Here is a 23737-nt window from a genome sequence, read left to right on the forward strand (position 1 = left end):
GTTGTTTTACCATGGTCAACGTGACCGATTGTGCCCACGTTAACGTGTGGCTTATTACGTTCAAACTTAGCCTTAGCCATGAGATCTTCCTTTTTAAACTACTCATGGAGGATCACTCCATGAGCACTTGGTTTTAAACTATGAATTAGTTGGGCTTATAGTAATCGAAAGATTACTCGTCGTCACCTTTTTTACCACCAGCTTGGAACTTAGCAATGATGCCTTCAGCCACGTTACGTGGAGTTTCAGCATATTTAGCAAATTCCATAGAGTAAGTCGCACGACCTTGAGACATAGAACGCATGTGTGTTGCGTAACCGAACATCTCAGAAAGTGGAACTTCAGCACGGATTGCTTTAGTACCGCCAGGTAAATCATCCATACCTTGAACCATACCACGACGACGGTTTAAGTCACCCATGATATCGCCCATGTAGTCTTCTGGAGTTTCTACTTCAACTTTCATGATAGGCTCAAGAAGAACAGGATCTGCTTTCATGAAACCATCACGGAATGCGTAAGAACCCGCCATTTTGAACGATAATTCGTCAGAGTCGACATCATGGTAAGAACCATCGAACAATGTCGCTTTGATGCCTACAACTGGGTAACCAGCAAGGACACCATTCTTCATACGTTCTTGAATACCTTTGTCAACCGCACCAAAGAATTCTTTAGGTACAACACCGCCGACAACTTCTTCAGCGAACTCGTAGTCTTTACCAGCTTCAGGATCCATTGGCTCTAAACGTACATATACGTGACCGAATTTACCTTTACCACCAGTTTGACGAACGAACTTACCTTCTTGCTCAACAGATTTTTTAATCGTCTCGCGGTAAGCAACCATTGGTTTACCAATATTCGCTTCAACACCGAATTCACGCTTCATACGGTCAACGATGATGTCAAGGTGAAGCTCACCCATACCAGCAATAATTGTTTGACCAGATTCTTCGTCAGTACGAACGCGGAATGATGGATCTTCTTTCGCCAAACGACCTAAAGCAACTGACATTTTTTCTTGGTCAGCTTTAGTTTTAGGTTCAACTGCAAGTGCAATTACCGGCTCTGGGAATTCCATACGCTCTAACGTGATCACATTGTTTTCGTCACAAAGTGTATCACCTGTAGTCGTGTCTTTAAGACCTACACATGCCGCGATATCGCCCGCACGAATTTCTTCGATGTCATGACGGTCATTAGCGTGCATCTGTACAATACGACCAACACGTTCACGTTTAGATTTAACAGGGTTATACACTGCACTACCAGCTTTTAAAACACCTGAGTAAACACGAACGAATGTTAAGTTACCTACGAATTTGTCGTTCATGATTTTGAACGCAAGCGCAGCAAACGGTGCTTCATCAGACGCTTCGCGAGAACCTTCTGTCTCATCTTTGTCGTCTAAGATACCTTTAATTGCTTCAACGTCAGTAGGTGCTGGTAAGAATTCAATAACAGCATCCAACATACGTTGAACACCTTTGTTTTTGAACGCTGAACCACAAAGCATTGGCTGAATTTCATTCAACAATGTACGCGCACGAAGACCATTAACGATTTCTTCTTTAGTTAAATCGCCTTCTTCAAGGTACTTATCCATGAGTTCTTCTGATGCTTCTGCAGCAGCTTCAACCATGTTCGTACGCCATTCTTGAGCAAGCTCAACAAGGTCAGCAGGAATTTCACCGTATTCAAACTTCATACCTTGAGATGCTTCATCCCAGATAATCGCTTTCATTTCGATAAGGTCTACTACACCTTGGAAGTTTTCTTCTGCGCCAACAGGAATCACGATTGGCACTGGATTACCACCAAGACGTGTTTTTACTTGTTCAACAGCACGGAAGAAGTTTGCACCAGTACGGTCCATTTTGTTAACGAACGCAATACGAGGTACTTTATATTTATTTGCTTGACGCCATACAGTTTCTGACTGAGGTTGTACACCACCTACAGCACAGTAAACCATGCACGCGCCGTCAAGAACACGCATAGAACGCTCAACTTCGATCGTGAAGTCAACGTGTCCCGGTGTGTCAATTACGTTAATACGGTGTTGTTCGAACTGGTTACCCATACCTTTCCAGAAGCAAGTTACTGCTGCTGAAGTAATGGTAATACCACGTTCTTGCTCTTGTTCCATCCAGTCAGTTGTTGCTGAACCTTCGTGAGTTTCACCTAGTTTGTGGCTCTCACCTGTGTAGAACAAAATACGTTCAGAAGTCGTTGTTTTACCAGCATCAATGTGTGCTGAGATACCAATGTTACGGTAACGAGAAATTGGGGTTTGACGAGCCATGATTTCTTGCATTCCTAAATTTTGTTGTTTAAAACAGGACGCTTTAAGCTGCTGAGCAGCTTAAAGCGATTCGATGACAAATCAGTGAAACCCGACTTACCACCCTCCTGAATAGGGGCTGTTTTATCCGCTTAGAAACGGTAGTGAGAGAAGGCTTTGTTGGCTTCAGCCATACGATGCACATCTTCACGTTTCTTGATCGCTGAACCTTTACCTTCAGCTGCGTCAAGCAACTCACCAGCAAGGCGTAACGCCATAGTTTTTTCAGAACGCTTAGCAGCAGCATCTACTAACCAACGCATCGCTAGAGCAGTACGACGGGATGGGCGTACTTCCATAGGAACTTGGTATGTAGCACCACCAACACGGCGTGCTTTTACTTCGACCATAGGACGAACTTTTTCAAGAGTAGTCTCGAAAAATTCAACTGGGTCTACTTTAGATTTTTCTTGAACGCGGTCTAAAGCACCGTAAACGATACTTTCAGCAATAGATTTTTTACCATCTTGCATTACGTGGTTCATGAACTTAGCGATTGTTTGGCTGCCGAACTTAGGATCCGGAAGGATTTCACGAGCAGCGACTACGCGACGTCTTGGCATTTTAATACTACCTATAAATATGACACTTCAGGTTTATCCAGCAGCAGTACAAAGTGTCATGTACTATTCGCTGGCCTTACTACACGTCGCTTGAATTTCACAAAATTAAATGCAGAAATCAGACAAGCGAGACGATAAAGGATTGCAGTTCTATACGTTTAAGAAAATGATCTAATTAGATTATTTCTTAGGACGCTTAGTACCGTATTTAGAACGAGACTGGTTACGATCTTTAACACCAGCACAGTCTAAAGAACCACGAACGGTATGGTAACGTACACCTGGTAAGTCTTTAACACGACCACCACGGATAAGAACAACACTGTGCTCTTGTAGGTTATGGCCTTCACCACCGATATAGCTAGATACTTCGAAACCTGAAGTTAAGCGAACACGGCAAACTTTACGCATTGCTGAGTTAGGTTTTTTAGGTGTAGTTGTGTAAACACGTGTACAAACACCACGACGTTGTGGACAAGCCTTCAACGCAGGAACTTTTGATTTTTCAATCAAAGTCGTACGACCCTTACGGATCAACTGATTTGTTGTTGCCATGTGGCAATTCTCCCGTTAATAAAAAGCCCCAAAAAATACTACTTTTTGAGGGCATGCAATTGTAAGCCAAGAAGTAAAAATGGTCAACATTCAACATGACATCAAATATTGACCATTGTGTGCTTACAATGAAATTTTCAGAATGATTTGATCAACCATTCATAACTAAATTTATTGTTTTTTCTGTGACGTAGGTAGTGAGTTTGCTGCTTCGTCTTTCTTTTTTGAATTACGACGCTTAGGGGGTGCTTTTACGTGCACAATAGGTTCGCCTTGAGGCTGGTCTTTATCAGCGTCTTGAACACTTTCATTAGAAGCCGATTCCACATGTTTTTCAGCTAAGGCCTTAAGACCATCCTCAACACTGACCGCTTCTTCTTTTTCAGACTCCGCAGTTTTTGCTTCAATTTTAATTGCTGAAATTGAATCATTATGAACTGCAGACTCATCAACTTGAATAGACTCTTCTCCTTCAAGTTTTTTTGCAAACTCTTCAACCTCAACCACTAACTCATTATTGATTGACGCTGCGGAATTCAATGCGAGTGAGGACTGCTTTAATAATTCTGTGCCGCGCTCAAAGGCCTCCTGAACAGATACCTGCTCATCTGGATGTTGGAGAATGTACTGCTGTGCTCCAGAAAAAACAGCTCTAGCTTTAGAATGAGCCTCTTCCACCAAACGCCAGCTATATACTGCACCAATACCAGCACCAGCCACAGGTGCTAATTTAGATAAAATTGAAATTTGAGGAATCTGATTCAACCAATTCCATTTATAACCACCCTCAGGATTACTCAGCCAATTTTTTAAAGCCGTGAAGTCGTTACTAGAGCCCAATAGGGTTTGTAGCTGATGAGTATCTTGTGTTTCCAATAAATTTGCGACTGTTCTTAATGCCACTAAAAGTGTTTGCTTTTCCGCAATAACACCTAAATCGACTTGTTTGAATACATACTCAACGATCTCTTGCTCTTGACGATGATTAAGTTCAAAACCGTGCGCGCGCCCTTCTTGGTAAATACTACGCAACGTAAATGCCAACGAGAAAGGAATATCGATGGCCGTACCAACTACGCCTGTCGCACCAGACACTGCCCCCTGAACCGCTGCAATGAATTTATTTTGATTGGCTAATGCTTCACCGATACGATTCGCACGATCAGGGCTTGATTTAAGTTCATCCAAGCTTTTTGCACCAACTTCCTTTAATACATGCTCAACTGAACTTAACTCAGAAACAAAATCATTCAATTTATCAAAAAAATAATCTGCAACTTTGTTGTTTAAGTCCGGAGAGATAAAAGAAGCAACATTATTTAATTTACTGTAATGACGACCAAAAATTTTTTGAGAAACTTGGGGGACATGATCACGAAATAATTGTTGAGGGGTTTCGTACTTTTTTTGTTCAGTCATTTTTCTCTCATCTAAAGTTATGTCAATAATTTTTTGTGGATCAGGTTGTTGCGTCAATTTCGCAATTGATCCTGGTGCAACATGTTGTGCCAGTTCAAATCCAGTAGCACTGAGCTTTTTAGCCACTCCAAATGCTTTTGATACCAGTCCGCTAGATTGCTTATTATTAGAATTTGCCATTTACAACCCTCCTTCGCATTTATCACTTATGTTTAAAATTCTATGTGCAGTCAAGAGTTATCTCAACTTTATCGTGTTTTATTCGGTTGCAATATAGTGAACATATCTGCCAATAAGCGTTTTAACGCTGCGATATTGATTTGCCATAAGAATTTAAAATAGATTCTGATATCATGATACGAATTTTTGACAAGATCTTATGGTCTTTTACATCCAATCAAATCGATGTGAATTTTTCCATAAAATGACTTCACCATAATAGGGAATTGTAAATGAAACGTGTTGTAATCACTGGTATGGGCATTAACTCATGCATTGGTAATACATTAGAAGATGTAAATCATGCCTTACAAAATGGTATTTCAGGCACACGTTTTAACCCAACTTATGCTGAACTTAATTTTAAAAGTCATGTTAGTGCTGCAGCAGAACAAAATTTTGACGGTATTGACCGTAAACTGAAACGCTTCATGGGTGTATGTGCGATGTATGCCTATAACGCTGCAGTCGCTGCGGTTGAAAATGCGGGTCTAACCGCTGAAGATCTTGCGGGCAATCCTCGTTATGGTATTGCGGGTGGTTCAGGCGGCAACTCTACAGCTTCTGTCGCTGAAATGATTGAACTTCTTGAAGAGAAAGGCGCACGTAAAATTGGCCCTTTCTTTGTTCCACGCAATATGTCAAATACTATTACAGCTAACGTTGGTGTGGCATTCAAATTACAAGGTATCGCTCACTCTATTACAAGTGCTTGTGCAACCTCAGCTGATGCCATTGGTTACGCATACAACCTGATTCAACTTGGCAAACAGGATCTAATGCTCGCTGGTGGTGGTGAAGAAGACCATTGGTCACAAAGTCTATTATTTGATGCAATGGGTGCTTTATGCTCAAAATATAATGACTCACCAGAAAACGCTTCTCGCCCTTACTCTGCTGATCGTGATGGTTTTGTCATTGCTGGCGGCGGTGGTTTCGTGGTACTTGAATCTCTTGAGCATGCTCAAGCGCGCGGTGCAAATATTCTTGCTGAAGTCGTTGCATATGCAGCCAACTCTGATGGTGCTGATATGGTCGCACCATCAGGTGAAGGTGCAACACGTTGCATCTTGATGGCACTCGATGAAGCAAAACAGCATGGTGTTGAAAAAATTGATTATGTAAATACACACGGCACATCTACACCAGCTGGTGATGTGACTGAATTGAAAGCAATGGAACGCGCATTCGGTGAAGGTCAAGTACCACCTTTAAGTTCAACAAAATCTATGACAGGTCATAGCTTAGGTGCTGCAGGTGTACAAGAAGCGATTTACTCTATTCTCATGATGCAGAATGACTTTATTGCACCAAACATCAATGTAACTGAGCTTGATGAAGGTGCGAAACCATTTGATATCGTACTTGAAAAACGCGATACAAAACTGAATACTGTAATGAGTAACAGTTTTGGTTTCGGCGGCGTAAATGCCTGCCTCATTTTCAAGAAATGGGAAGGCTAATTTAATTCCGCCCATAATGGGTGATTAGATGGATGCTCCTTCAGATGCTTTCCTATGGGTAAAAGCATTACATATTATTGCTGTGGTATGTTGGTTCGCTGCTTTGTTCTATCTACCACGGCTTTATGTTTATCATGCGATGAGTGACGATGCCATAAGCCATCAACGCTTTGAAGTCATGGAACGTAAGCTTTATCGTGGCATTATGTGGCCTGCGATGATCGCAACATTGATCACTGCACATTTTTTAGTGGACTGGGGTGATGCAACTCGACATTATCATGAAGCTTTATGGTTTTATTTAAAAGTTGGTTTAGTCGGATTACTGGTCATATACCACCTAATGTGTGGATATTACCGTAAAAAACTCATTGATAATGCACACTATAAAAGTCATAAGTTCTGGCGCTATTTCAACGAAATGCCCACATTGATCTTATTCGCAGTTGTAATTTTAGTTGTGGTCAAACCTACATTCTAACTAAAGAATATAAAAAACCTCCATTCGTGGAGGTTTTTTTCTCTAAAAATTAATTATGGTTACGCTTACGCATACGTGGTTTATAAAGAACACGATATGTTACAGCCAACAGAATTAACCAGATTGGACTAATCATCAAAGCTTTCAGCGTGTCTGGCTCTAAACTTAAAATGATTAATGCAAATAGCAAAAATGCCAATACAACGTATGACATTGCCACTCCACCCGGCATTTTAAAATTCGACTTTTCATGTAGCTCAGGTCGCAATTTACGGTAGCGTATATAGCACACCATGATAATCGCCCAAATACTAATGAAAAGAATCACACACAGCGAACTTGCTAATGTAAAAGCTTCCATCGTATTTGGCACAAAATACTGAAATGCTGCACCGGCCATAATAAATGTACATGAAAAGATTAATCCCTTAGCAGGTACGGCACGACTTGAAAGTTCTGCTAGCTTTTGAGGGGCTTGGCCGTCACGTGCCAATCCAAATAACATTCGACTGGTAGAAAAGACGCCACTGTTCATGGAAGACATCACAGAAGACAAAACCACTAGGTTCATAATCACAGCAGCTGAACCAATACCCGCAAATAAAAATAATGTCACAAATGGACTTTGATCTGCTGGGATATTGATCCAAGGTGTCACAGACATAATCATGATCAACGAAAGCACATAGAAAATGATAATACGTGTCGGAATAGCATTAACCGCTTTTGGTAAATTTTTTTCAGGATCTTTGGTTTCCGCAGCCATCGTCCCGAGTAACTCTACACCAACAAAGGCAAACATTGCGATTTGAAAGCCTGCCAAAAAGCCCATGGTTCCTTTCGGGAACATTCCACCATGAGACCAAATGTTACTGAAGCTTGCAACAGCACCACTTGGTGACTGAAAACTCGTAAACACCATGAAGGCACCCACCAAGATCAATCCAATAATAGCTAAAATTTTGATTAATGCAAACCAAAACTCAATTTCACCAAAAAGTTTTACAGTGACTAAGTTAATTGCGAGTATGAATAAGACACATCCTGCACTAATCGCTGCTTGCCCCATTGGGGTAAACATTTGATCTGGAGGTAACCAAAAACTGAGATAATTGATAATTGCTGCTAAATCAGCAATACCGACCAAAATCCATCCCAGCCAATAGGACCAACCAATATAATACCCTGCACCTGGTCCAATGAGATCATGTGCCATATCAATAAATGATTTGTAGTGCAGATTAGATAAAAGAATTTCACCAAGGGCACGCATCAAGAAAAAAAACATAGCACCAATAATCATATAAATGATGATGATTGAAGGTCCTGCAAGTGAAATCGTTTTTCCTGAGCCCATAAACAACCCTGTACCAATCGCTCCACCGATGGCGATGAGTTGTAAATGTCGATTTGAAAGCTTACGCTGTAATTCATTGGGAGATGATTGTTCATCAATATTTGTGGTTGTCATTATTCAACATCCTTTTACACCATCTAATCTAATCGATCAGCCTAAATTCCGCTTCAAACTGAGATTCGAGAGATTTTGTTATTATGAGAGGAGCCATAAATGACTCTTCCTCGTGAAGTCTTACTTATATTCAGTTATTTCAATGCAGCAATCACTGCGATCTCAATTAACCATTCTGGATTAACGAGGTCAGCCTGAATGGTTGCTCGTGATGGTGGTATTGAATCCTCCATCCATTCAATCCAAATTTGATTGAAGATTTGAAAATCTTCCAAATTCTTCACGAAAACTTGTGCTGACAATAAACGAGATTTATCTGTGCCTACTTGAGCCAAAAGAGCGTCGATTGTATTCAGCACATCTTTCGTTTGTAAGGCGATATCAGGCGTCGTAATCTTAGGTACTTGACCAGAAAGATAAGCCACTTGATTAAAGACTGTAACTGCACTCATCACGCCATTACTATTGAATTTTTGAATATCCTGATTTTGCATATTAATTCCTTGATTACTCAGTATCGATCCTAGTGTTGATCATTGAATTTTTAACATTAAATTTCTAGAACAAATGGAACCCGCGTCGTTACGCCACACATTAACTCATATCCCACAGTACTCGCTCCTGCAGCGACCTCATCAATCGGTAACAAACTTCCGTACTTTGAGACGCCCCACAGTACGACTTCACTGCCAATTTTTGCATCTTCAATATGCGTGATATCAACAGCTAGCATGTCCATACTTACACGACCAATCAAAGAAGTTTTTTGTCCATTCACAAGCACTGTTGTGCCAGATTGAGTAATCCGTTGATATCCATCTGCATATCCACAAGCGACAATGCCAATTTTCATAGCTTGATCTGCAAAAAATGTCGATCCATAGCCAATACTTTGCTGAGGATTAATTTCTTGAATTGCAATCAATTCACTTCTTAAAGACATTGTTGGTTTTAAGTCCCAATCTTGAATAGTATGGGTTGGATAATCCGGTGAACTCCCATACAACATAATGCCACTACGTACAATGTTAGAGTGGACATGATTGGCATGTCTAAGAATGGCTGCGCTATTACTTACTGAGCAAGGACCACCTAAAGCACTGACGATTTGATTGAATACTGAAATTTGATAGTCAACGCCAACCTGATTCAAGCGCTCGCCATCAGCATCAGAAAAATGTGTCATGTGAGTGATTGATGACACTTGCGGCAATTCAGTTAACAGACTCCAAATTTCAGAGTAACGTTGAGGTTGGAATCCTAAACGATTCATGCCACTGTTCATTTTCAGAAAAATATTAAAATGAGCATCTAAACCGCACCGATTAATCCATTCGACTTGAATCTCATTATGAACGGTAAATTGAAGTTCCAAATCATGACACAACTGTAAACCCGCTTCTTGAAAGATACCTTCCAAAAGCAAAATTGGGCCTTTCCAACCTAAATCTCGAACTCGTTGTGCTTCACTCAGCTCTAGAAGTGCAATCCCATCAGCATCCTTTAAGGCTGAATAAATGCGCTCGATCCCATGGCCATAAGCATTAGCTTTTACAACAGCAAAAATTTGGGCATTTGGCACATGTTGCTTAGCAACTTTCAAATTATGTTTGATTGCGTTTAAATGAATGACAGCCTGTATCGGGCGAGACATATTCCTTGTCCTATTATATTTTTTAATAGCAAACCACGCAGCCTTTAAGCTGCGTGGTTATAACGTTGAATTGAAAGTCCATCGGTACTAATCTCTGGAGTCCGATTCAGCACTAAATCACTAATCAGCTTTCCAGAACCACATGCCATGGTCCAGCCGAGCGTGCCATGTCCAGTATTTAAAAATAGATTCTTATATTTAGTCGCACCGATAATAGGCGTACTGTCTGGTGTCATCGGTCGTAGTCCCGTCCAGAAACTGGCTTGTGCCATATCTCCACCTGGGAACAAATCACGTGTTACCATCTCTAAGGTGCCACGGCGATCCTCATTTAACTCTTTATTAAAACCACTTAACTCAGCCATCCCACCAACACGAATTCGTTGATCAAAACGAGTTATTGCAATCTTGTAGGTTTCATCCAATACGGTTGATTGAGGCGCATATTGCGCATCCACGATAGGTATAGTTAATGAATATCCCTTTACTGGATAAATGGGCAAATCTAGACCTAATGGTTTAATAAAATCTCGTGAATAGCTACCGAAGGCAAGTACATAACGATCTGCTGTAAGTACTTGACCGTCGACAACAACGCCTTTAATTTCATCACCTTCAACTACGAGTTTTTCAACATTTTGATTAAATTTAAACTCAACACCAATACCTTTTGCATATTCAGCAAGCGCGTTGGTAAAGATATAGCAATCGCCAGTCTCATCATTTGGAAGATGTAAACCACCGACCAATTTGTCTTTAACTTCCGCTAAAGCAGGCTCAACTCGACCTAGACCTTCACGATCTAATAACTCAAATTCGACACCTGTTTCTTTTAAAACTTCAATGTCTCGTTGAACTGCGTCTAATTGCGCATCCTTACGAAAAATTTGTAATGTTCCTTTTGAACGATTCTCATAAGATATGCCAATATTTTCGCGTAATTCTCTTAAACAATCTCGACTGTATTCAGCAACACGTACCATACGCTCTTTATTGATAGCGTAATGTGCCGCATTGCAGTTCTTCAACATTTGAGCCATCCATTTCAGCTGCCACAAGCTTCCATCTACATTAATTGCTAATGGTGCATGATGTTGAAACATCCATTTAACCGCTTTAAATGGAATTCCTGGTGCGGCCCATGGTGTAGAATACCCAGGAGAAATCTGTCCTGCATTGCCAAAACTCGTTTCTTCGGCAGGACCTGATTGACGATCTAATACAGTGACGCTTGCTCCTTGTTGCGCTAGGTAATACGCACTTGCAACACCAATGACACCACTACCTAATACAATAACGCGCATGAACTATCCCTCAGCACTGTGTAGTTTATTTCACTAGTATATTTTTGCTTTAATAGTTTTTTTCACTCTTTTAATCGTTATAATTTAGGTAATTTAAGGGTTTTATCCTGAAAAAATTAAAAAATAAGGAAATTATTCATGCGGAAATTAGATCGCACTGATCGTATGATTTTAGATATTCTGCAAAAGGACGGTCGTATTGCCATTAGTGAACTGGCTGCAAAAGTAAATCTTTCTACAACCCCATGCTCGGAAAGAGTGAAAAGACTAGAACGAGATGGCATTATTATGGGCTATTACGCCCGCTTAAATCCGGAGTTATTGGAGCGTAATTTACTCGTCTTTCTAGAAATTAAATTATCGGCGAAATCTGGAGATGTTTTTGATCAAGTCGCCAAGAATTTAGTTGAGATACCTGAGGTATTAGAGTGTCATTTAATTTCAGGTGAATTCGATTACTTGGTGAAAGCGAGACTAAAAGAAATGAGTGCTTATCGCCAACTACTGGGTGACCTGCTTAAAATGCTTCCGTCCTCAGCATCCTCCCATAGTTACATCGTGATGGAAGAGGTCAAAGAATCCTTATATTTAGATTTAAGCTAAGCTGCGAAGAGCAATCTCGTGAATTGCTCTTTAGCTCGAATGTCGGTTTAGATTAATCAACATAATTTAAAATTTGATGGAAAGCTTGAATTCTGGCTTTGGGTGCAGCAGCGGCTAACTCTGCATCACTGCCATAACCGTATTCCACCGCAATCGTTTCAATTCCATTTTTTCGAGCACCGATAATGTCATGCTCTCGGTCCCCTACCATCAAACAGGTTTCAGGCTTAATTTTTTCTTGCTCTAAAATATATGCAATAAGTTCAGCTTTATTGGTGCGGTCACCATTTAACTCACTGCCATAGGCATAATCAAAATACGGTGTAAGATTGAAATGTTCAAGAATTTTCTGAGCATACACTTCAGGCTTTGCAGTAGCTAAAAACAATCTGTAACCTTTATTCTTAAGTGTTGCCAATGTCTCTGTTACATCTTCAAATAATAAATTTTCAAATAAACCTTTTACAGCAAAGCGTTCACGATAACCAAGTAAAGCCTGTTCCGCCAAATCATCATTCACATCAACCTTCAAAATTTTGGCCAACGAGGCTTTTAAAGGTGGTCCAATAATCCAATCAATATTCTCATCCTCCGCGATAAGATGACCTACTTTTTCTAAACCATAACGTGCAGAAGTCGTAATACCCACTTTAGGATCAGTTAGCGTTCCATCTAAATCAATGAGAATATTTTTAATCATGCTGTACCTTTTTTAGAAATGCTATCGAGACTTCTCAGAAACTTGCCTATACTACTCCAAATTGATCGATGAAGGACATTGTTGTGCGCCCTACTGTATTGTGCTTTTCTGGTTTAGATCCATCTGGTGGTGCTGGCTTACAAGCAGATATTGAAGCGATCGGCCAAAGTGGTGCTCATGCAGCAATCGCATGTACAGCGTTAACCATTCAAAACTCTCAACAAGTTTTTGGATTTGAAGCAACCTCAAAAGATTTACTGCTGGCTCAAGCGAATGCTGTAGTGAATGATCTTCCTATCAAAGTAGTGAAATCTGGCATGCTCGGCACTACCGACAATATCGCCGCTTTGGCAGAATTCCTAAGAGCACATCCTGATTTCCAATACGTACTCGATCCAGTTTTGGTTGCCAATAGTGGTGGCTCATTAGGAAATCAAGCAACATTGGTCAAGGCTTTTGTTGAATTGATTCCTCTTGCTACGATTCTTACACCCAATACCGTTGAACTTCGCGCATTAACAGGCTGTGAAGATTTAGATCAAGCCACACAGAAGTTATTTGAAATGGGTGCTAAAGCTGTATTAGTCAAAGGTGGTCACGAAGACACACCGACTTATATTAGAAATGCACTCTACATTAACGGTGATATGGTCTCTGAAACAAAATGCCCTCGTCTTGAAGGTGAGTATCATGGTTCAGGCTGTTCTCTTGCTAGTTTTATTGCAGGGAGGTTGGCACAAGGTGATCAAATTAAAAATGCAGTTCACCATGCGGAAACATGGCTATTTGGTGTATTAAAACGTGCTGAAATCCCAGTTGAAGGTGGCCAAAGAATTCCAAAACGCTTCTAAATAAAAAGCCCACTGACTGTGGGCTTTTTTATTAATCTTTTAGTCTTTCTTTGACTGATCGGATATGTTCTCTATTGGTTTTCCACGATTTTTGAAGCGCTGCTTTTTCAATACGATATTTAATTCTCTGTAGTCTACGATCATCAATCACTTTCATTTGGTAGCTTTTAACTTCTTCAATCCAACTTTTACCCCAATGAACATGTACAGGAATTGGTGTTTTAAACTCACAATTAGGCACGAAAACTATTAACCCATGTATCGACAGATTTGAATCGATTAAATCTTTTAACAATCCCTCTAAAACCTTTATATGCTTGTAGTTTTGGTGCAATGGATTTTGAAATTTATGGCTAGATTTATAAATTTTTTGAGTCCACATTTTTTGATGTGATGAGCCAAAAATCCAACCTTTATAGTTTTTGGTCTCAATCACAAATATTCCATAAGGACTCAATAAAATATGGTCAATCTGTGTGGTCTGATTGTCCTGATCCAAAAATGTTAGATCATTCAGTAAAATATAGTCCTCATTCAAAAATTTTTTTGCATGATATTGGACAATGTATTCACCCAATTTTCCTTTGATATAAGGTACAAACATTTTGAATACAGGGATGATTGCTAGAATTAAGATCAACCACCATAACTGCGATATGAGATTAACAACAATTGTAATTATAGGATTTTCATTAGACATAATTTTTATATTTCATATGTTTATGCTGTTATAACATCACCTCTTATCATCTTCAAGCTGCAGCAGCTTAAGCTTATTCTCCACACCACCTGAAAATCCAACCAGCTTGCCATTAGCACCTATTACACGATGACAAGGTACAATGATCGCGATAGGATTTTTTCCATTGGCCAAGCCTACAGCTCTTACCGCTTTTATATTCCCAACCTGCTCAGCGATTTGCTTATACGTTCTAGACTCTCCAAAAGGAATTTTTAACAGCGCATTCCATACCGAGCGTTGGAATTCTGTGCCATAAAGTTCTATGGGCAAATCAAATACCTGACGTTGTTTTAAAAAATATTCGCGAAGCTGTTTTTCGGCAATGCATAAAATCTCGTGATCATCCCGCTGAATGATTATTTGATTTTGAATAAACTGAGGAAGTGCATTTTCCCAAGCGACAACAATCAATGCTTGATCATGAGCAACCAATTTAAGTTCACCGACAGGTGTCATTATTTTTTTTAAATAAAGCTGAGTCATTTTTTTAATCGCTTGTAAGTTGAATCATCTAACTATGTTGATGATAACTTCATCAAGACCAAACCCGAAATAATCAATACTGCAGCGATCATTCTCATTGCATTTGCAGGTTCTCCAAGAATAAAAATCCCAACCACAAATGAACCTACAGCGCCTATGCCTGTCCATACGGTATAAGCTGTCCCGAGTGGTAAAGTTTTCATCGCATGGGAAAGTAAAGCAAAACTTGCGATCATGAAAACGATCGTCAAAATACTGGGTGTCAATTTGGTGAATCCATCTGACACTTTCATAAAATAGGCCCAGACCACTTCCAACAACCCTGCAACAATCAAGACTAACCAAGCCAAAATAAACCCTCTCTCAATTAAAAAAAGCAGCGTATGGATACGCTGCCTTAAATCTTACGCTGAAGCTAATTTCATCATGACTAAACCTGAAATAATCAGAATAGCCGCAATCATCCGCATTGCTGTCGCAGGCTCACCCAGAATAAAAATGCCGACTAAAAAAGACCCTACTGCACCAATCCCCGTCCAAATCGTATAGGCAGTTCCCAGAGGGAATGTTTTCATGGCATGTGCCAACAACCCAAAACTGAGAACCATAAAAAATAGAGTAATTGCAGTCGGTGTGAATTTAGTAAATCCTTCAGACATTTTCATACTATATGCCCAAACGATCTCAAATAAACCCGCGAGAATAAGAATAAACCAAGCCATGATGCCTGCTCCCAATTAAAATAATTTAAGAGTCAGGCCGTCCTGACGATTTTTCTCAGAGAAATGAGGGAGGTCGTTCCTCCAAATGATGGTTGAATTATATCAACACACGCACAAAATAGGCGCAATTTTACAATTTTTGACCCAAAATACACCTACAAAAAATAGGTCATTATCGGACTAGCTTTTCTAGATTATTTCTGCATTTTTAGGCTATTGCATTACAAAGACGATCGCTATTGGCAGATAGAAGACTAAATCCGCACTAAATTAAAACACTTTACTGCACTATAGAATCACTGGTCTGGGATGTTTAAATTGATTTTTTATCTCGCTCTTTTAAGACTTATTCACGAAGATAAGCCAAATAATGAGCAACGAAAATTTCTCCCCCAAACAATACAACAGAAAAGATAAGAAGATCCATTTTTTGTAAAAAAGGACTCAAATGAGTCCTTTTTATACATTTATTGTCTAATAAACAAACCATTGAACTAAATATGATTATAATCTAATCAAATTATCCAAACTGTTATCAACACAGATATCCACCACGTTATCCATAGACTTATCCACAGATATGTGTAGTGTTATACATGTTTCGGATCAAACGTTAATTGAACCTACTTTCGCCAACTCTGCACGCATTTCATCAATTACAGCTTTATAATCTGGCTTTCCAAAAATGGCAGAACCAGCTACAAACATATCTGCACCAGCTTCAGCGATTTCACGAATATTTGCTGGACCAACACCACCATCAACTTCTAAGCGAATATCTTTACCAGATGCATCAATAATTTTGCGTGCTTCACGAAGTTTATCTAGCGTCATTGGGATAAATTTTTGTCCACCGAAGCCAGGGTTGACGCTCATTAATAAGACTTGATCCACTTTATCCAGTACATAATCAAGGTAATGTAAAGGCGTTGCAGGGTTAAAAACTAAACCTGCTTTAGCACCACCAGCTTTAATCAGCTGCAATGAACGGTCGATATGGTCTGATGCTTCTGGATGAAAAGTGATGATATCTGCACCCGCTTCTAAGAAATCTCCGATCATACGATCGACTGGTTTCACCATAAGATGAACGTCAATTGGGGCCTGAATACCATATTTTTTAAGTGCCTTACATACACCAGCACCAAAAGTTAAATTTGGTACATAATGATTATCCATTACATCGAAATGGACCACATCTGCACCTGCTTCAAGTACGTTTTCGACTTCTTCACCTAAGCGAGCGAAATCAGCAGATAAAATCGATGGAGCAATTAAGAATGGCTTGGACATGTCAGGACCTGGCGGGAAATTAGAATTCAAAAGTTGATTATAGCAAAACTTCGTTTATTCATTCCTTCGAAATTACTGCTATTTAAATTTCAACTCAAAATGCTAATCGTTGATAAAAAAATCTTCAAGGATGGAATATGACTTATGCAAAGCTATGTTGCATATTCGGAACAACCTTATGGTGAGATGAATGTTAAGATACAATAAATTTCAAGCATTAGGGTAAATAATGAAAACAACCACAACGATAGAAAGCTCCGAAGCATTACGTATCGCTAAACGATTAAGCAATCATTGGAAACATAAATTTGATGTCGCCAATAGCGATGACCAATATCAAATTTTTATGCCAAAAGTGACAGTTGAATTATCAATACAACCTGATCAACTTCATGTCAGTATTGTGAATAAAGAAGAAATATCTTTAGAAGAATTAATACGACTAGAAAATGTCGTGCTTGATCATATCAATCGCATGGTTCAAGCTGACTATCAAGTTGTATGGTCTAGAGAAAGTTAAAGAAAAGCCGACTTTATGTCGGCTTTTCTTTATTGTTGCTGTTTAAATTCAGTAACACGGCGAATTCGTTCTTCAGTGGCAGGATGACTTGCAAAAAGATCAAGAATTTTTGATTGATCCTCGTCTTCTCCCATATCATCACTCATACGTTTTAAAAAGTTTGCAAAATGCACTGTATCCATTTCATGTTTATGCATGAGTTCTAGCGCATACTGATCTGATTCTAACTCAAACTTCCGTGAATACCCTGCACCAATCATGGCAACTGGCAAAGTCGCAATTAAATCCGATCCATCACCAGTGATGGCAATATAAAGTACGCTGAATCCTAGGCTCGAAAGACCTTGTTGTAAGCTATGACGTTTTAATAAATGTGCTTGTTCATGTGCCAAAACGCCGATAATTTCCTGATCATTCTTGGCGAGCTTCACTAATTCATCGGTGAGATAAATTGTATTGTTTGGCAATGCGAGCGCATTGGCTCCAAGCGAGGCACCTTCCCTAAATTTCAACTGAGCGGGATGACCATCAGCAACATATTTCAGATAATCCGCGAGAATCCGATCCTGTCTTTGCTGTGATAACTGAGAAGGTTTAGTGTATTCGGCTAAATAAACTTCTGCCTGACCACCCAAACGATTCAGCGTATTTTCTGGCAGCTGGAAAGCAACAATGTGCGATGCTGTCGGTATTCCCCATTTAATGACGGAGAAACCAAGTGCGACCACGAAAATAACACTAAAAATAATCAACGATGGTGTACGTTCAAGTTTCCATACTTTTTGATGAAAATTTTTATGCTCAACAGGCAACCATTCAGGAAGCTGACGCTCATGAAATTCAATTCTAGCGTCATGTGTTAACTCAATTGCTGGATTACGTCGACCAATTTTACCAAGCAATACCATTTCATCTGCATGATAGTAGACTGTTTTCACTTCGCCTTGTTCTGTATAACTGACAGCGATACTGTCTTGATTAACAGGGCGAATCTGTGCTGTAAAAGGCTTAGAAAGAACACCATCATAATATGTCACTGTGAGAGGTTGATTCATTGAATTAACTCCTAAAGTGAAATATCAATATCAAAAATATCACTAATTTCTTCCGCGATCGCACTATGATCACTTTGCGCAATATTCATCATCAGGTTTGGATCATCATTTAATTCTAAGCTCATCGATTCAACTTGGTATCGATAAATGCGAATAGCAGCCCATGCTGACAATAATCCTAAACTTAAGATTCTAGCGATCCAATTACTCGCAACAATCCATGCATAGCGCCATTGATTACAACGGGTCTTAAACTGACTGCTGTTGAGTGTTGTGCTATTCCACGTAGTAATAAAAATTCGTGCCTGTATTAACGGACCAATAAACAACATTCCAATCGCATAAACGGCAAAGATCATCATCAGCATCATATCCATTCCATGACCACTGAGTATTGATAATGTCGAACCACCAAATCCGATGAGCATAAGAATCAATACAAAGAGAATCATGGGAACATATACTGCTCGCATATAACTGGGCCAGTCATTGTTTAATTGAAATTTGAGTTGTCCAACGTACAAATGATTAAGCGTGTATTTTTTATAGATCCAAATTGCGACAGGGCTAAATATACCTAATGTAAAAATGGTGATAGCAAGCGCAATTAAAAATTGTTTATAGGCTTCTTTATTCGTGCCAGAAAAATAAAAACGGCTGTTCCCAAATTTACTGTTGCGCGCATTAAATCGAATTGTGGCACGTACCAACCATGGAAGAGCAATATAAATAATCAGTCCACCAAATGCTGCTATCGTCATATCCATATATGAGGCAATCGCAAATATTGCCCAAATGCCAATGGCTATCAGTCGACCAATCAAAATTTTAGTCGGTAAACCAGTAAAATCAAAAAAGCGATGAAAAAATTCGGTATTGTTATAAAAATATCTTAAACGACGTACTTTCGCCCATGGCGCATATAGGCTCAATGTCGCAATCGTCAACAGAATGTTGACGATCCATATGCCAAAGTACTCCATCGCATTGCCATGAAATTTAAATTTAAATACTTTCCCCATATAAATCGGTCGATTTTCATCTGCATCAGATAATGGAAATGGATCGTTTATCAATGGTAAGGGTGCTTGTTCAGCGGAGTGTTCTGATGAATTCATTATTATTTTCTCTGATTATAAAAAATGACATCCCGAGAGATGTCATCATTCAACATGGTTTAAATGTGATATCGCACACATTATAACGAACTTAAGTATGAATATCTTAAAATTCAAATGAGATTAATTTTGCAATTGTAAAGCATGGAATTGCAGATGATCATCAATAAAACTTTGGATAAAGAAGTATCCGTGATCATAACCCTCGTGCTCCCGCAATGTGAGCTTTTGACCTACGGTTTTACATGATTCAGCAAATAGTGCTGGATGAAGTTGAGCATAAAACTGATCTGCAACCCCCTGATCAATTAAAACTTCGTGATATAGAGCACCCTTTGCTTTCACGAGTTCATTCGCATCATGTGCTTTCCATAACTCACGTTCTTCTCCGAGGTAAGCTGAAAATGCCTTTTCACCCCATGGACAAATTGAGGGCGCACAAATCGGTGCAAATGCTGAGACTGACTTAAATAAGTCTGGATACTTCCAAGCAAGCGTGAGTGCACCGTGTCCTCCCATGCTGTGACCAAAAATACCAATCCCCTCATCCTGTACAGGAAACGATGTAAGAACTAGAGAATACAGCTCCTGTAAAAGATACGACTCCATCTGATAATGCTCAGCCCAAGGTGCTTGAGTTGCGTTTAAATAGAATCCAGCCCCTTGCCCTATATCCCAAGAATCCCCGACCGCCACGTCGTCACCACGAGGTGATGTATCTGGAGCAATCAAGATAATTCCCAATTGTGCAGCTAAACGTTGTGCGTGTGCTTTGATGACAAAAGTTTCTTCAGTACAAGTCAAACCTGCAAGATAGTACAACGCAATACATTTTTGACCTTCGAGTGCCTGTGAAGGTAAAAATACAGAAAATTTAGTGGGATTTTTCAAAAACTTTGAATTGATCTGATAAACTCTTTGTTCACCATCAAAACATTTATTCTTTTGAACCAATTCCATTGCACTGCCTCACACATTTAATTTTTAAAACATCATCGCATATTCGTAAACTGAGCACTATCACTCTGGTGTTCACTACTTACGGTTGATAATCCAACCTGAGGAAATAATCTCTTTTCAAGTTGCGGCAACATAATTTCCATATTCTTACCAATAACCCATTGTGGCTCTGATGGCATAAACCCTTGTGCATTTTCCCAATGTGCAATATTAACTGATGCATCTTCAAAGGCTTCACGTAAGCTATTTTTTTCACGCATCGCTAAATCAAAGAAAGCACGTCCAAAATAAGTCGAGTCTGCATCATTTGAACAACCAAAAGACTCTCGATCTGCTGCAGCTGCAGTAATGACTAATGTATCTGGTGATTGCAACGCTGGAATAAAACTACCAGAGAAACATGATGAAATCACAATGACTCTCCATCTGATCCCTGATTTATCAAGCGTTTGGCGCAACCATTTTGGATCTATGTCTTCCAAATCAATTGGCGTATTTTCCATTTGAAATTGGTTACTCAATCCATGGGAAGTCATATAAAGAAACAGGACATCACTTTCACGATTCATCTGAGCGCCAATACGTTGCAATGCCAAATCAATACTGGTCTTTGACGCAATTGGATATTCTTCGCGAGTTGCAGGATTATTAATTAACGCAATTGATCGACCAAAGGTTCCGAAACGCGTATCAAATTGATCTTTAAATCTTTGAATTTCCAATTTGAATACATCTTGATAACTTGCACCAGCTACGCCCATAAAATACCAATGCGAGTTCGCGAACTCTCCAAATTGGATCTGTTCAAGCGCCTGATTTAATAATCTGCTTTGCGCGTAAAATGATTGTTCTGAAATACTTGGAGGCGCCTCATCTACCTTCCAAATTGGTTGACTTTGTGACGAAATCTGCCACACAAAAAGTGTAAAAAACGTGGCGATCATGATGAGTAGTCGCTCCCACCAAGGCCATTTTAATTCACGCGAAAAAACCCAAACAACAGCTAAACTTTGCCAAACAAACAATAAAGAAAATATGTGCTGCAAATGATCAACAAGGAAATTAGGTTGATAGTCAAAGTTATTAAAATAATATTGGATAAGACACTGAATCAACACAATATGTGTGTCTAGTACTAACCAAAGTAATGCTGGCACCAACATCAAACGTGGATTATTAGTACGCTGTGAAAGGAAAATCCCAACAATTAAAGCAATAAATGGCCAAAGCGCATAACTCACTAATCCTTGAGAGTTAAATTCTCCAGCACCACTCGATAACAACCAGCTAAATAAAGAGCTCGCTGAACCTCCAAGAATTCCCCAAAAAATAAGTTGAAGAATTGATGGCCTTACAATCTGTAGTGATTTCCTTGAACCTAAAAATAACCAAATCCCTGCAAGCTGGTTACTTTTTAAATCATGCCAAAAGTTAATTGAAGGTTTAAGGTCTATCATAAGATTACTGTGTAGATGCTTGGATCAGCTTTTTTAAGTTTATGCTCGGTTAAATAATTATCAATGCTACTTTTAACTATATAACAATTTTTCGATTATTTTTGAGTCATTTACCAAACTACTCAGAAACAATCGTTTGAAAATAGGCATCAAATCGACATGCATCACCTAACCATTGATGATCAGGTTTTTGTGCATTGAGATAAATAGCATGCCTTGGTCGCTTTACAATAACTCGCTTAGCAACGCTTTGAGCCAATGCCAACAATTCATCACCTAAATCCATCTCTCCATCTTCTGGTAACAGAAGATGTAACAGCTGCATTTGTTTTTTAACTTGCGCTTGTTTTTTAATGGCATTTTGATTTTGATCGCGCTGTGGAAACATTGGATCTAAATATACTACATCGGCATCGACGTGTTGGTTTGCACATTGCTTAAGATAATCAGCGGAATCTGAAAAAACCAGCTGAATACGCGCAACAATACTCTTTAAAAATGGGTCAAGACTCGCTTGTTGATGAGTAGATTCTAACAAAGTATATAAAATTGGATGTCGTTCAACTAATGTGACATTTGCCCCTAAATGTGCCATCAGTAAACTGTCATGCCCAAGCCCTGCGGTGGCATCAATGAGCTGGGGTTTTTCAGATAACTGGCATGCCCTCGCAATCATTTCAGATTTCAAGCTAGCACGTTTTAAGCGACCGACTTCGGCTTTCCAATCAGGTTGCATACGCATGCCCTGTGCGCACAGCCACAACCCATCTTGATCAACACAAAGCGCAAGTTCAGGATGATGTCTGAAAAATCGAGCATTCAATTTTTCAACCTCTTCGATTGTTGACTGCACCCCACGAGAAGAAAGCACAGCATTAAAATGCTGTGCTTTCTCAAGAAAATCTCGTTCAGCAAATAAGCGTATTTCGCTTACCATAATTTCCAACCTGTAAATGCAAAGAGAAGGATCACTAAACCTGAAGCAATTCGATACCAAGCAAAAATCATAAAATCACGTTTTGCGACATAGGCAACCAAAGCTCGAATGAGTAATAAAGCTGAGACAAATGAAACAATCAACCCAGTTGTCAACACTGCCCAATCTTCAGCAGTCTGGAACACATCATAGCTTTGATATAAATCTAATAATCCAGCACCAATAATGACTGGAATTCCAAGAAAGAATGAAAATTCGGTCGCTGCTTTGCGGGAAACGCCTAAAAACATTGCCCCGATGATCGTAGCACCAGAACGTGATGTACCTGGGATCAAAGAGAGCACTTGAATTAAACCAATCCAAATTGCATCTTTATAACTGAGCTCTTCAACTTCTTTGACACGTATTCTTGGGGGATTTTTTTCTACCCAAATGATAATTAAACCACCCACAATCAGGCCAATTGCAATCGCGTAGTTATTAAATAATAGCTCTTTTACTGTTTGCCCAAAGGTCAAACCTATTGCAACAATTGGGATTGAAGCCAAGATTAAACCAAATCCGAGTCTTCTACCTTGTGCTTCGCCAGTGACCATACCCGTTGCAGCACCCCATAAGCGCGACCAATATTCATAAATAACCGCTGCGATTGCCCCCATTTGAATGGCAATCACAAAGACATCACTTTTTTCCTTGGTCCAGAAATTCATGAGTTCAGCGGCTAAAATTAAATGGCCTGTACTAGAAATGGGTAAAAACTCAGTAATACCTTCAACGATACCCATAATTGCCGCTTTAAGCAGCAGTAAAAGATCCATAG

At 39.5% G+C, this 23737-nt stretch carries 25 protein-coding genes and 1 pseudogene; 5 read left to right on the plus strand and 21 right to left on the minus strand.

Going from position 1 to position 23737, the window contains the following annotated elements; all coding sequences use genetic code 11:
* The 5 genes and pseudogenes from AC1M9D_RS11440 to AC1M9D_RS11460 form a co-directional block, all read right to left on the minus strand.
* Nucleotides 1–80: pseudogene (locus AC1M9D_RS11440) on the minus strand (hypothetical protein); the annotation flags it as partial.
* Between the two features lie 92 nt (nucleotides 81–172).
* Entirely contained in the window at nucleotides 173–2308 is a 2136-nt protein-coding gene (gene fusA, locus AC1M9D_RS11445; protein ID WP_092768658.1) for an elongation factor G, read from the minus strand.
* A 131-nt stretch (nucleotides 2309–2439) separates the two neighbouring features.
* Nucleotides 2440–2910: a 30S ribosomal protein S7 gene (rpsG, locus tag AC1M9D_RS11450; protein WP_004648014.1), complete on the minus strand. Its 471-nt coding sequence runs from the start codon at nucleotides 2908–2910 to the stop codon at nucleotides 2440–2442.
* Between the two features lie 180 nt (nucleotides 2911–3090).
* Nucleotides 3091–3465, minus strand: coding sequence for a 30S ribosomal protein S12 (rpsL, locus tag AC1M9D_RS11455; protein WP_004648013.1), 375 nt, complete (start codon nucleotides 3463–3465; stop codon nucleotides 3091–3093).
* 171 nt (nucleotides 3466–3636) lie between these two features.
* Nucleotides 3637–5064, minus strand: coding sequence for an EcsC family protein (locus AC1M9D_RS11460; protein ID WP_481612219.1), 1428 nt, complete (start codon nucleotides 5062–5064; stop codon nucleotides 3637–3639).
* Between the two features lie 272 nt (nucleotides 5065–5336).
* On the opposite strand from AC1M9D_RS11460, the gene AC1M9D_RS11465 reads away from it, so the two are divergent.
* Both AC1M9D_RS11465 and AC1M9D_RS11470 read left to right on the plus strand, forming a co-directional pair.
* Nucleotides 5337–6566 (plus strand): beta-ketoacyl synthase N-terminal-like domain-containing protein, encoded by a 1230-nt coding sequence (locus AC1M9D_RS11465; RefSeq protein WP_481612220.1) that lies wholly within the window; start codon nucleotides 5337–5339, stop codon nucleotides 6564–6566.
* Nucleotides 6567–6594: 28 nt separating this feature from the next.
* Complete coding sequence (locus AC1M9D_RS11470) at nucleotides 6595–7047, plus strand: CopD family protein (protein ID WP_035268308.1); 453 nt, start codon at nucleotides 6595–6597, stop codon at nucleotides 7045–7047.
* 49 nt (nucleotides 7048–7096) lie between these two features.
* Here AC1M9D_RS11470 and AC1M9D_RS11475 read toward each other — a convergent pair whose 3' ends face one another.
* The 4 genes from AC1M9D_RS11475 to AC1M9D_RS11490 all read right to left on the minus strand — a co-directional run bounded on the left by AC1M9D_RS11475 (nucleotide 7097) and on the right by AC1M9D_RS11490 (nucleotide 11476).
* Nucleotides 7097–8518 carry an amino acid permease gene (locus AC1M9D_RS11475; RefSeq protein ID WP_092768649.1) on the minus strand — a complete coding sequence of 474 codons (1422 nt, stop codon included), beginning with the start codon at nucleotides 8516–8518 and terminating at the stop codon, nucleotides 7097–7099.
* A 134-nt stretch (nucleotides 8519–8652) separates the two neighbouring features.
* Nucleotides 8653–9012: a RidA family protein gene (locus AC1M9D_RS11480; RefSeq protein ID WP_035268302.1), complete on the minus strand. Its 360-nt coding sequence runs from the start codon at nucleotides 9010–9012 to the stop codon at nucleotides 8653–8655.
* Nucleotides 9013–9068: 56 nt separating this feature from the next.
* A complete protein-coding gene (gene alr / locus AC1M9D_RS11485) occupies nucleotides 9069–10172 on the minus strand; it encodes an alanine racemase (RefSeq protein WP_481612221.1) in 1104 nt (367 codons plus the stop codon).
* Nucleotides 10173–10216: 44 nt separating this feature from the next.
* A complete protein-coding gene (locus AC1M9D_RS11490) occupies nucleotides 10217–11476 on the minus strand; it encodes a D-amino acid dehydrogenase (RefSeq protein ID WP_481592386.1) in 1260 nt (419 codons plus the stop codon).
* Nucleotides 11477–11614: 138 nt separating this feature from the next.
* On the opposite strand from AC1M9D_RS11490, the gene AC1M9D_RS11495 reads away from it, so the two are divergent.
* The gene (locus AC1M9D_RS11495) at nucleotides 11615–12079 is read left to right on the plus strand and encodes a winged helix-turn-helix transcriptional regulator (protein ID WP_092768640.1); all 465 of its coding nucleotides are present in this window, start codon (nucleotides 11615–11617) and stop codon (nucleotides 12077–12079) included.
* 52 nt (nucleotides 12080–12131) lie between these two features.
* Here the strand turns inward: AC1M9D_RS11495 and AC1M9D_RS11500 are convergent, their stop codons facing one another.
* Nucleotides 12132–12779, minus strand: coding sequence for an HAD-IA family hydrolase (locus AC1M9D_RS11500; RefSeq protein WP_481590792.1), 648 nt, complete (start codon nucleotides 12777–12779; stop codon nucleotides 12132–12134).
* Between the two features lie 83 nt (nucleotides 12780–12862).
* On the opposite strand from AC1M9D_RS11500, the gene AC1M9D_RS11505 reads away from it, so the two are divergent.
* Nucleotides 12863–13630 carry a hydroxymethylpyrimidine/phosphomethylpyrimidine kinase gene (locus AC1M9D_RS11505; RefSeq protein WP_035268321.1) on the plus strand — a complete coding sequence of 256 codons (768 nt, stop codon included), beginning with the start codon at nucleotides 12863–12865 and terminating at the stop codon, nucleotides 13628–13630.
* Nucleotides 13631–13661: 31 nt separating this feature from the next.
* Here the strand turns inward: AC1M9D_RS11505 and AC1M9D_RS11510 are convergent, their stop codons facing one another.
* From AC1M9D_RS11510 to rpe, 5 genes are all read right to left on the minus strand, one after another.
* Complete coding sequence (locus AC1M9D_RS11510; protein ID WP_051586594.1) at nucleotides 13662–14330, minus strand: nuclease-related domain-containing protein; 669 nt, start codon at nucleotides 14328–14330, stop codon at nucleotides 13662–13664.
* Nucleotides 14331–14366: 36 nt separating this feature from the next.
* On the minus strand, nucleotides 14367–14855 hold the full coding sequence (locus AC1M9D_RS11515) for a methylated-DNA--[protein]-cysteine S-methyltransferase (RefSeq protein WP_481612222.1): 489 nt from the start codon (nucleotides 14853–14855) through the stop codon (nucleotides 14367–14369).
* A gap of 32 nt (nucleotides 14856–14887) precedes the next feature.
* Nucleotides 14888–15205: a quaternary ammonium compound efflux SMR transporter SugE gene (sugE, locus tag AC1M9D_RS11520; RefSeq protein ID WP_180000188.1), complete on the minus strand. Its 318-nt coding sequence runs from the start codon at nucleotides 15203–15205 to the stop codon at nucleotides 14888–14890.
* 54 nt (nucleotides 15206–15259) lie between these two features.
* Nucleotides 15260–15577 (minus strand): DMT family transporter, encoded by a 318-nt coding sequence (locus AC1M9D_RS11525; protein WP_481588038.1) that lies wholly within the window; start codon nucleotides 15575–15577, stop codon nucleotides 15260–15262.
* A gap of 606 nt (nucleotides 15578–16183) precedes the next feature.
* The gene (rpe, locus tag AC1M9D_RS11530; RefSeq protein ID WP_180000186.1) at nucleotides 16184–16870 is read right to left on the minus strand and encodes a ribulose-phosphate 3-epimerase; all 687 of its coding nucleotides are present in this window, start codon (nucleotides 16868–16870) and stop codon (nucleotides 16184–16186) included.
* Between the two features lie 229 nt (nucleotides 16871–17099).
* Between rpe and AC1M9D_RS11535 the strand changes: the two genes are divergently transcribed.
* Nucleotides 17100–17390, plus strand: a complete 291-nt coding sequence (locus tag AC1M9D_RS11535; protein WP_481612223.1) for a DUF2218 domain-containing protein — start codon at nucleotides 17100–17102, stop codon at nucleotides 17388–17390.
* A 29-nt stretch (nucleotides 17391–17419) separates the two neighbouring features.
* Here AC1M9D_RS11535 and AC1M9D_RS11540 read toward each other — a convergent pair whose 3' ends face one another.
* The 6 genes from AC1M9D_RS11540 to AC1M9D_RS11565 form a co-directional block, all read right to left on the minus strand.
* A complete protein-coding gene (locus AC1M9D_RS11540) occupies nucleotides 17420–18445 on the minus strand; it encodes a M48 family metallopeptidase (RefSeq protein ID WP_481589574.1) in 1026 nt (341 codons plus the stop codon).
* Between the two features lie 11 nt (nucleotides 18446–18456).
* Complete coding sequence (locus tag AC1M9D_RS11545) at nucleotides 18457–19467, minus strand: YjgN family protein (RefSeq protein ID WP_481612227.1); 1011 nt, start codon at nucleotides 19465–19467, stop codon at nucleotides 18457–18459.
* A gap of 219 nt (nucleotides 19468–19686) precedes the next feature.
* Nucleotides 19687–20523: an S-formylglutathione hydrolase gene (fghA, locus tag AC1M9D_RS11550; protein WP_481589573.1), complete on the minus strand. Its 837-nt coding sequence runs from the start codon at nucleotides 20521–20523 to the stop codon at nucleotides 19687–19689.
* Between the two features lie 32 nt (nucleotides 20524–20555).
* The gene (locus AC1M9D_RS11555; protein ID WP_035268271.1) at nucleotides 20556–21980 is read right to left on the minus strand and encodes a C13 family peptidase; all 1425 of its coding nucleotides are present in this window, start codon (nucleotides 21978–21980) and stop codon (nucleotides 20556–20558) included.
* A 118-nt stretch (nucleotides 21981–22098) separates the two neighbouring features.
* Nucleotides 22099–22917: a class I SAM-dependent methyltransferase gene (locus tag AC1M9D_RS11560; protein ID WP_092768607.1), complete on the minus strand. Its 819-nt coding sequence runs from the start codon at nucleotides 22915–22917 to the stop codon at nucleotides 22099–22101.
* Nucleotides 22911–23735, minus strand: coding sequence for an undecaprenyl-diphosphate phosphatase (locus AC1M9D_RS11565; protein WP_035268259.1), 825 nt, complete (start codon nucleotides 23733–23735; stop codon nucleotides 22911–22913). The genes AC1M9D_RS11560 and AC1M9D_RS11565 overlap by 7 nt, the downstream gene beginning before the upstream one ends.
* Nucleotides 23736–23737: the final 2 nt, after the last annotated feature.

Source organism: Acinetobacter sp. ANC_7682, assembly GCF_056779795.1.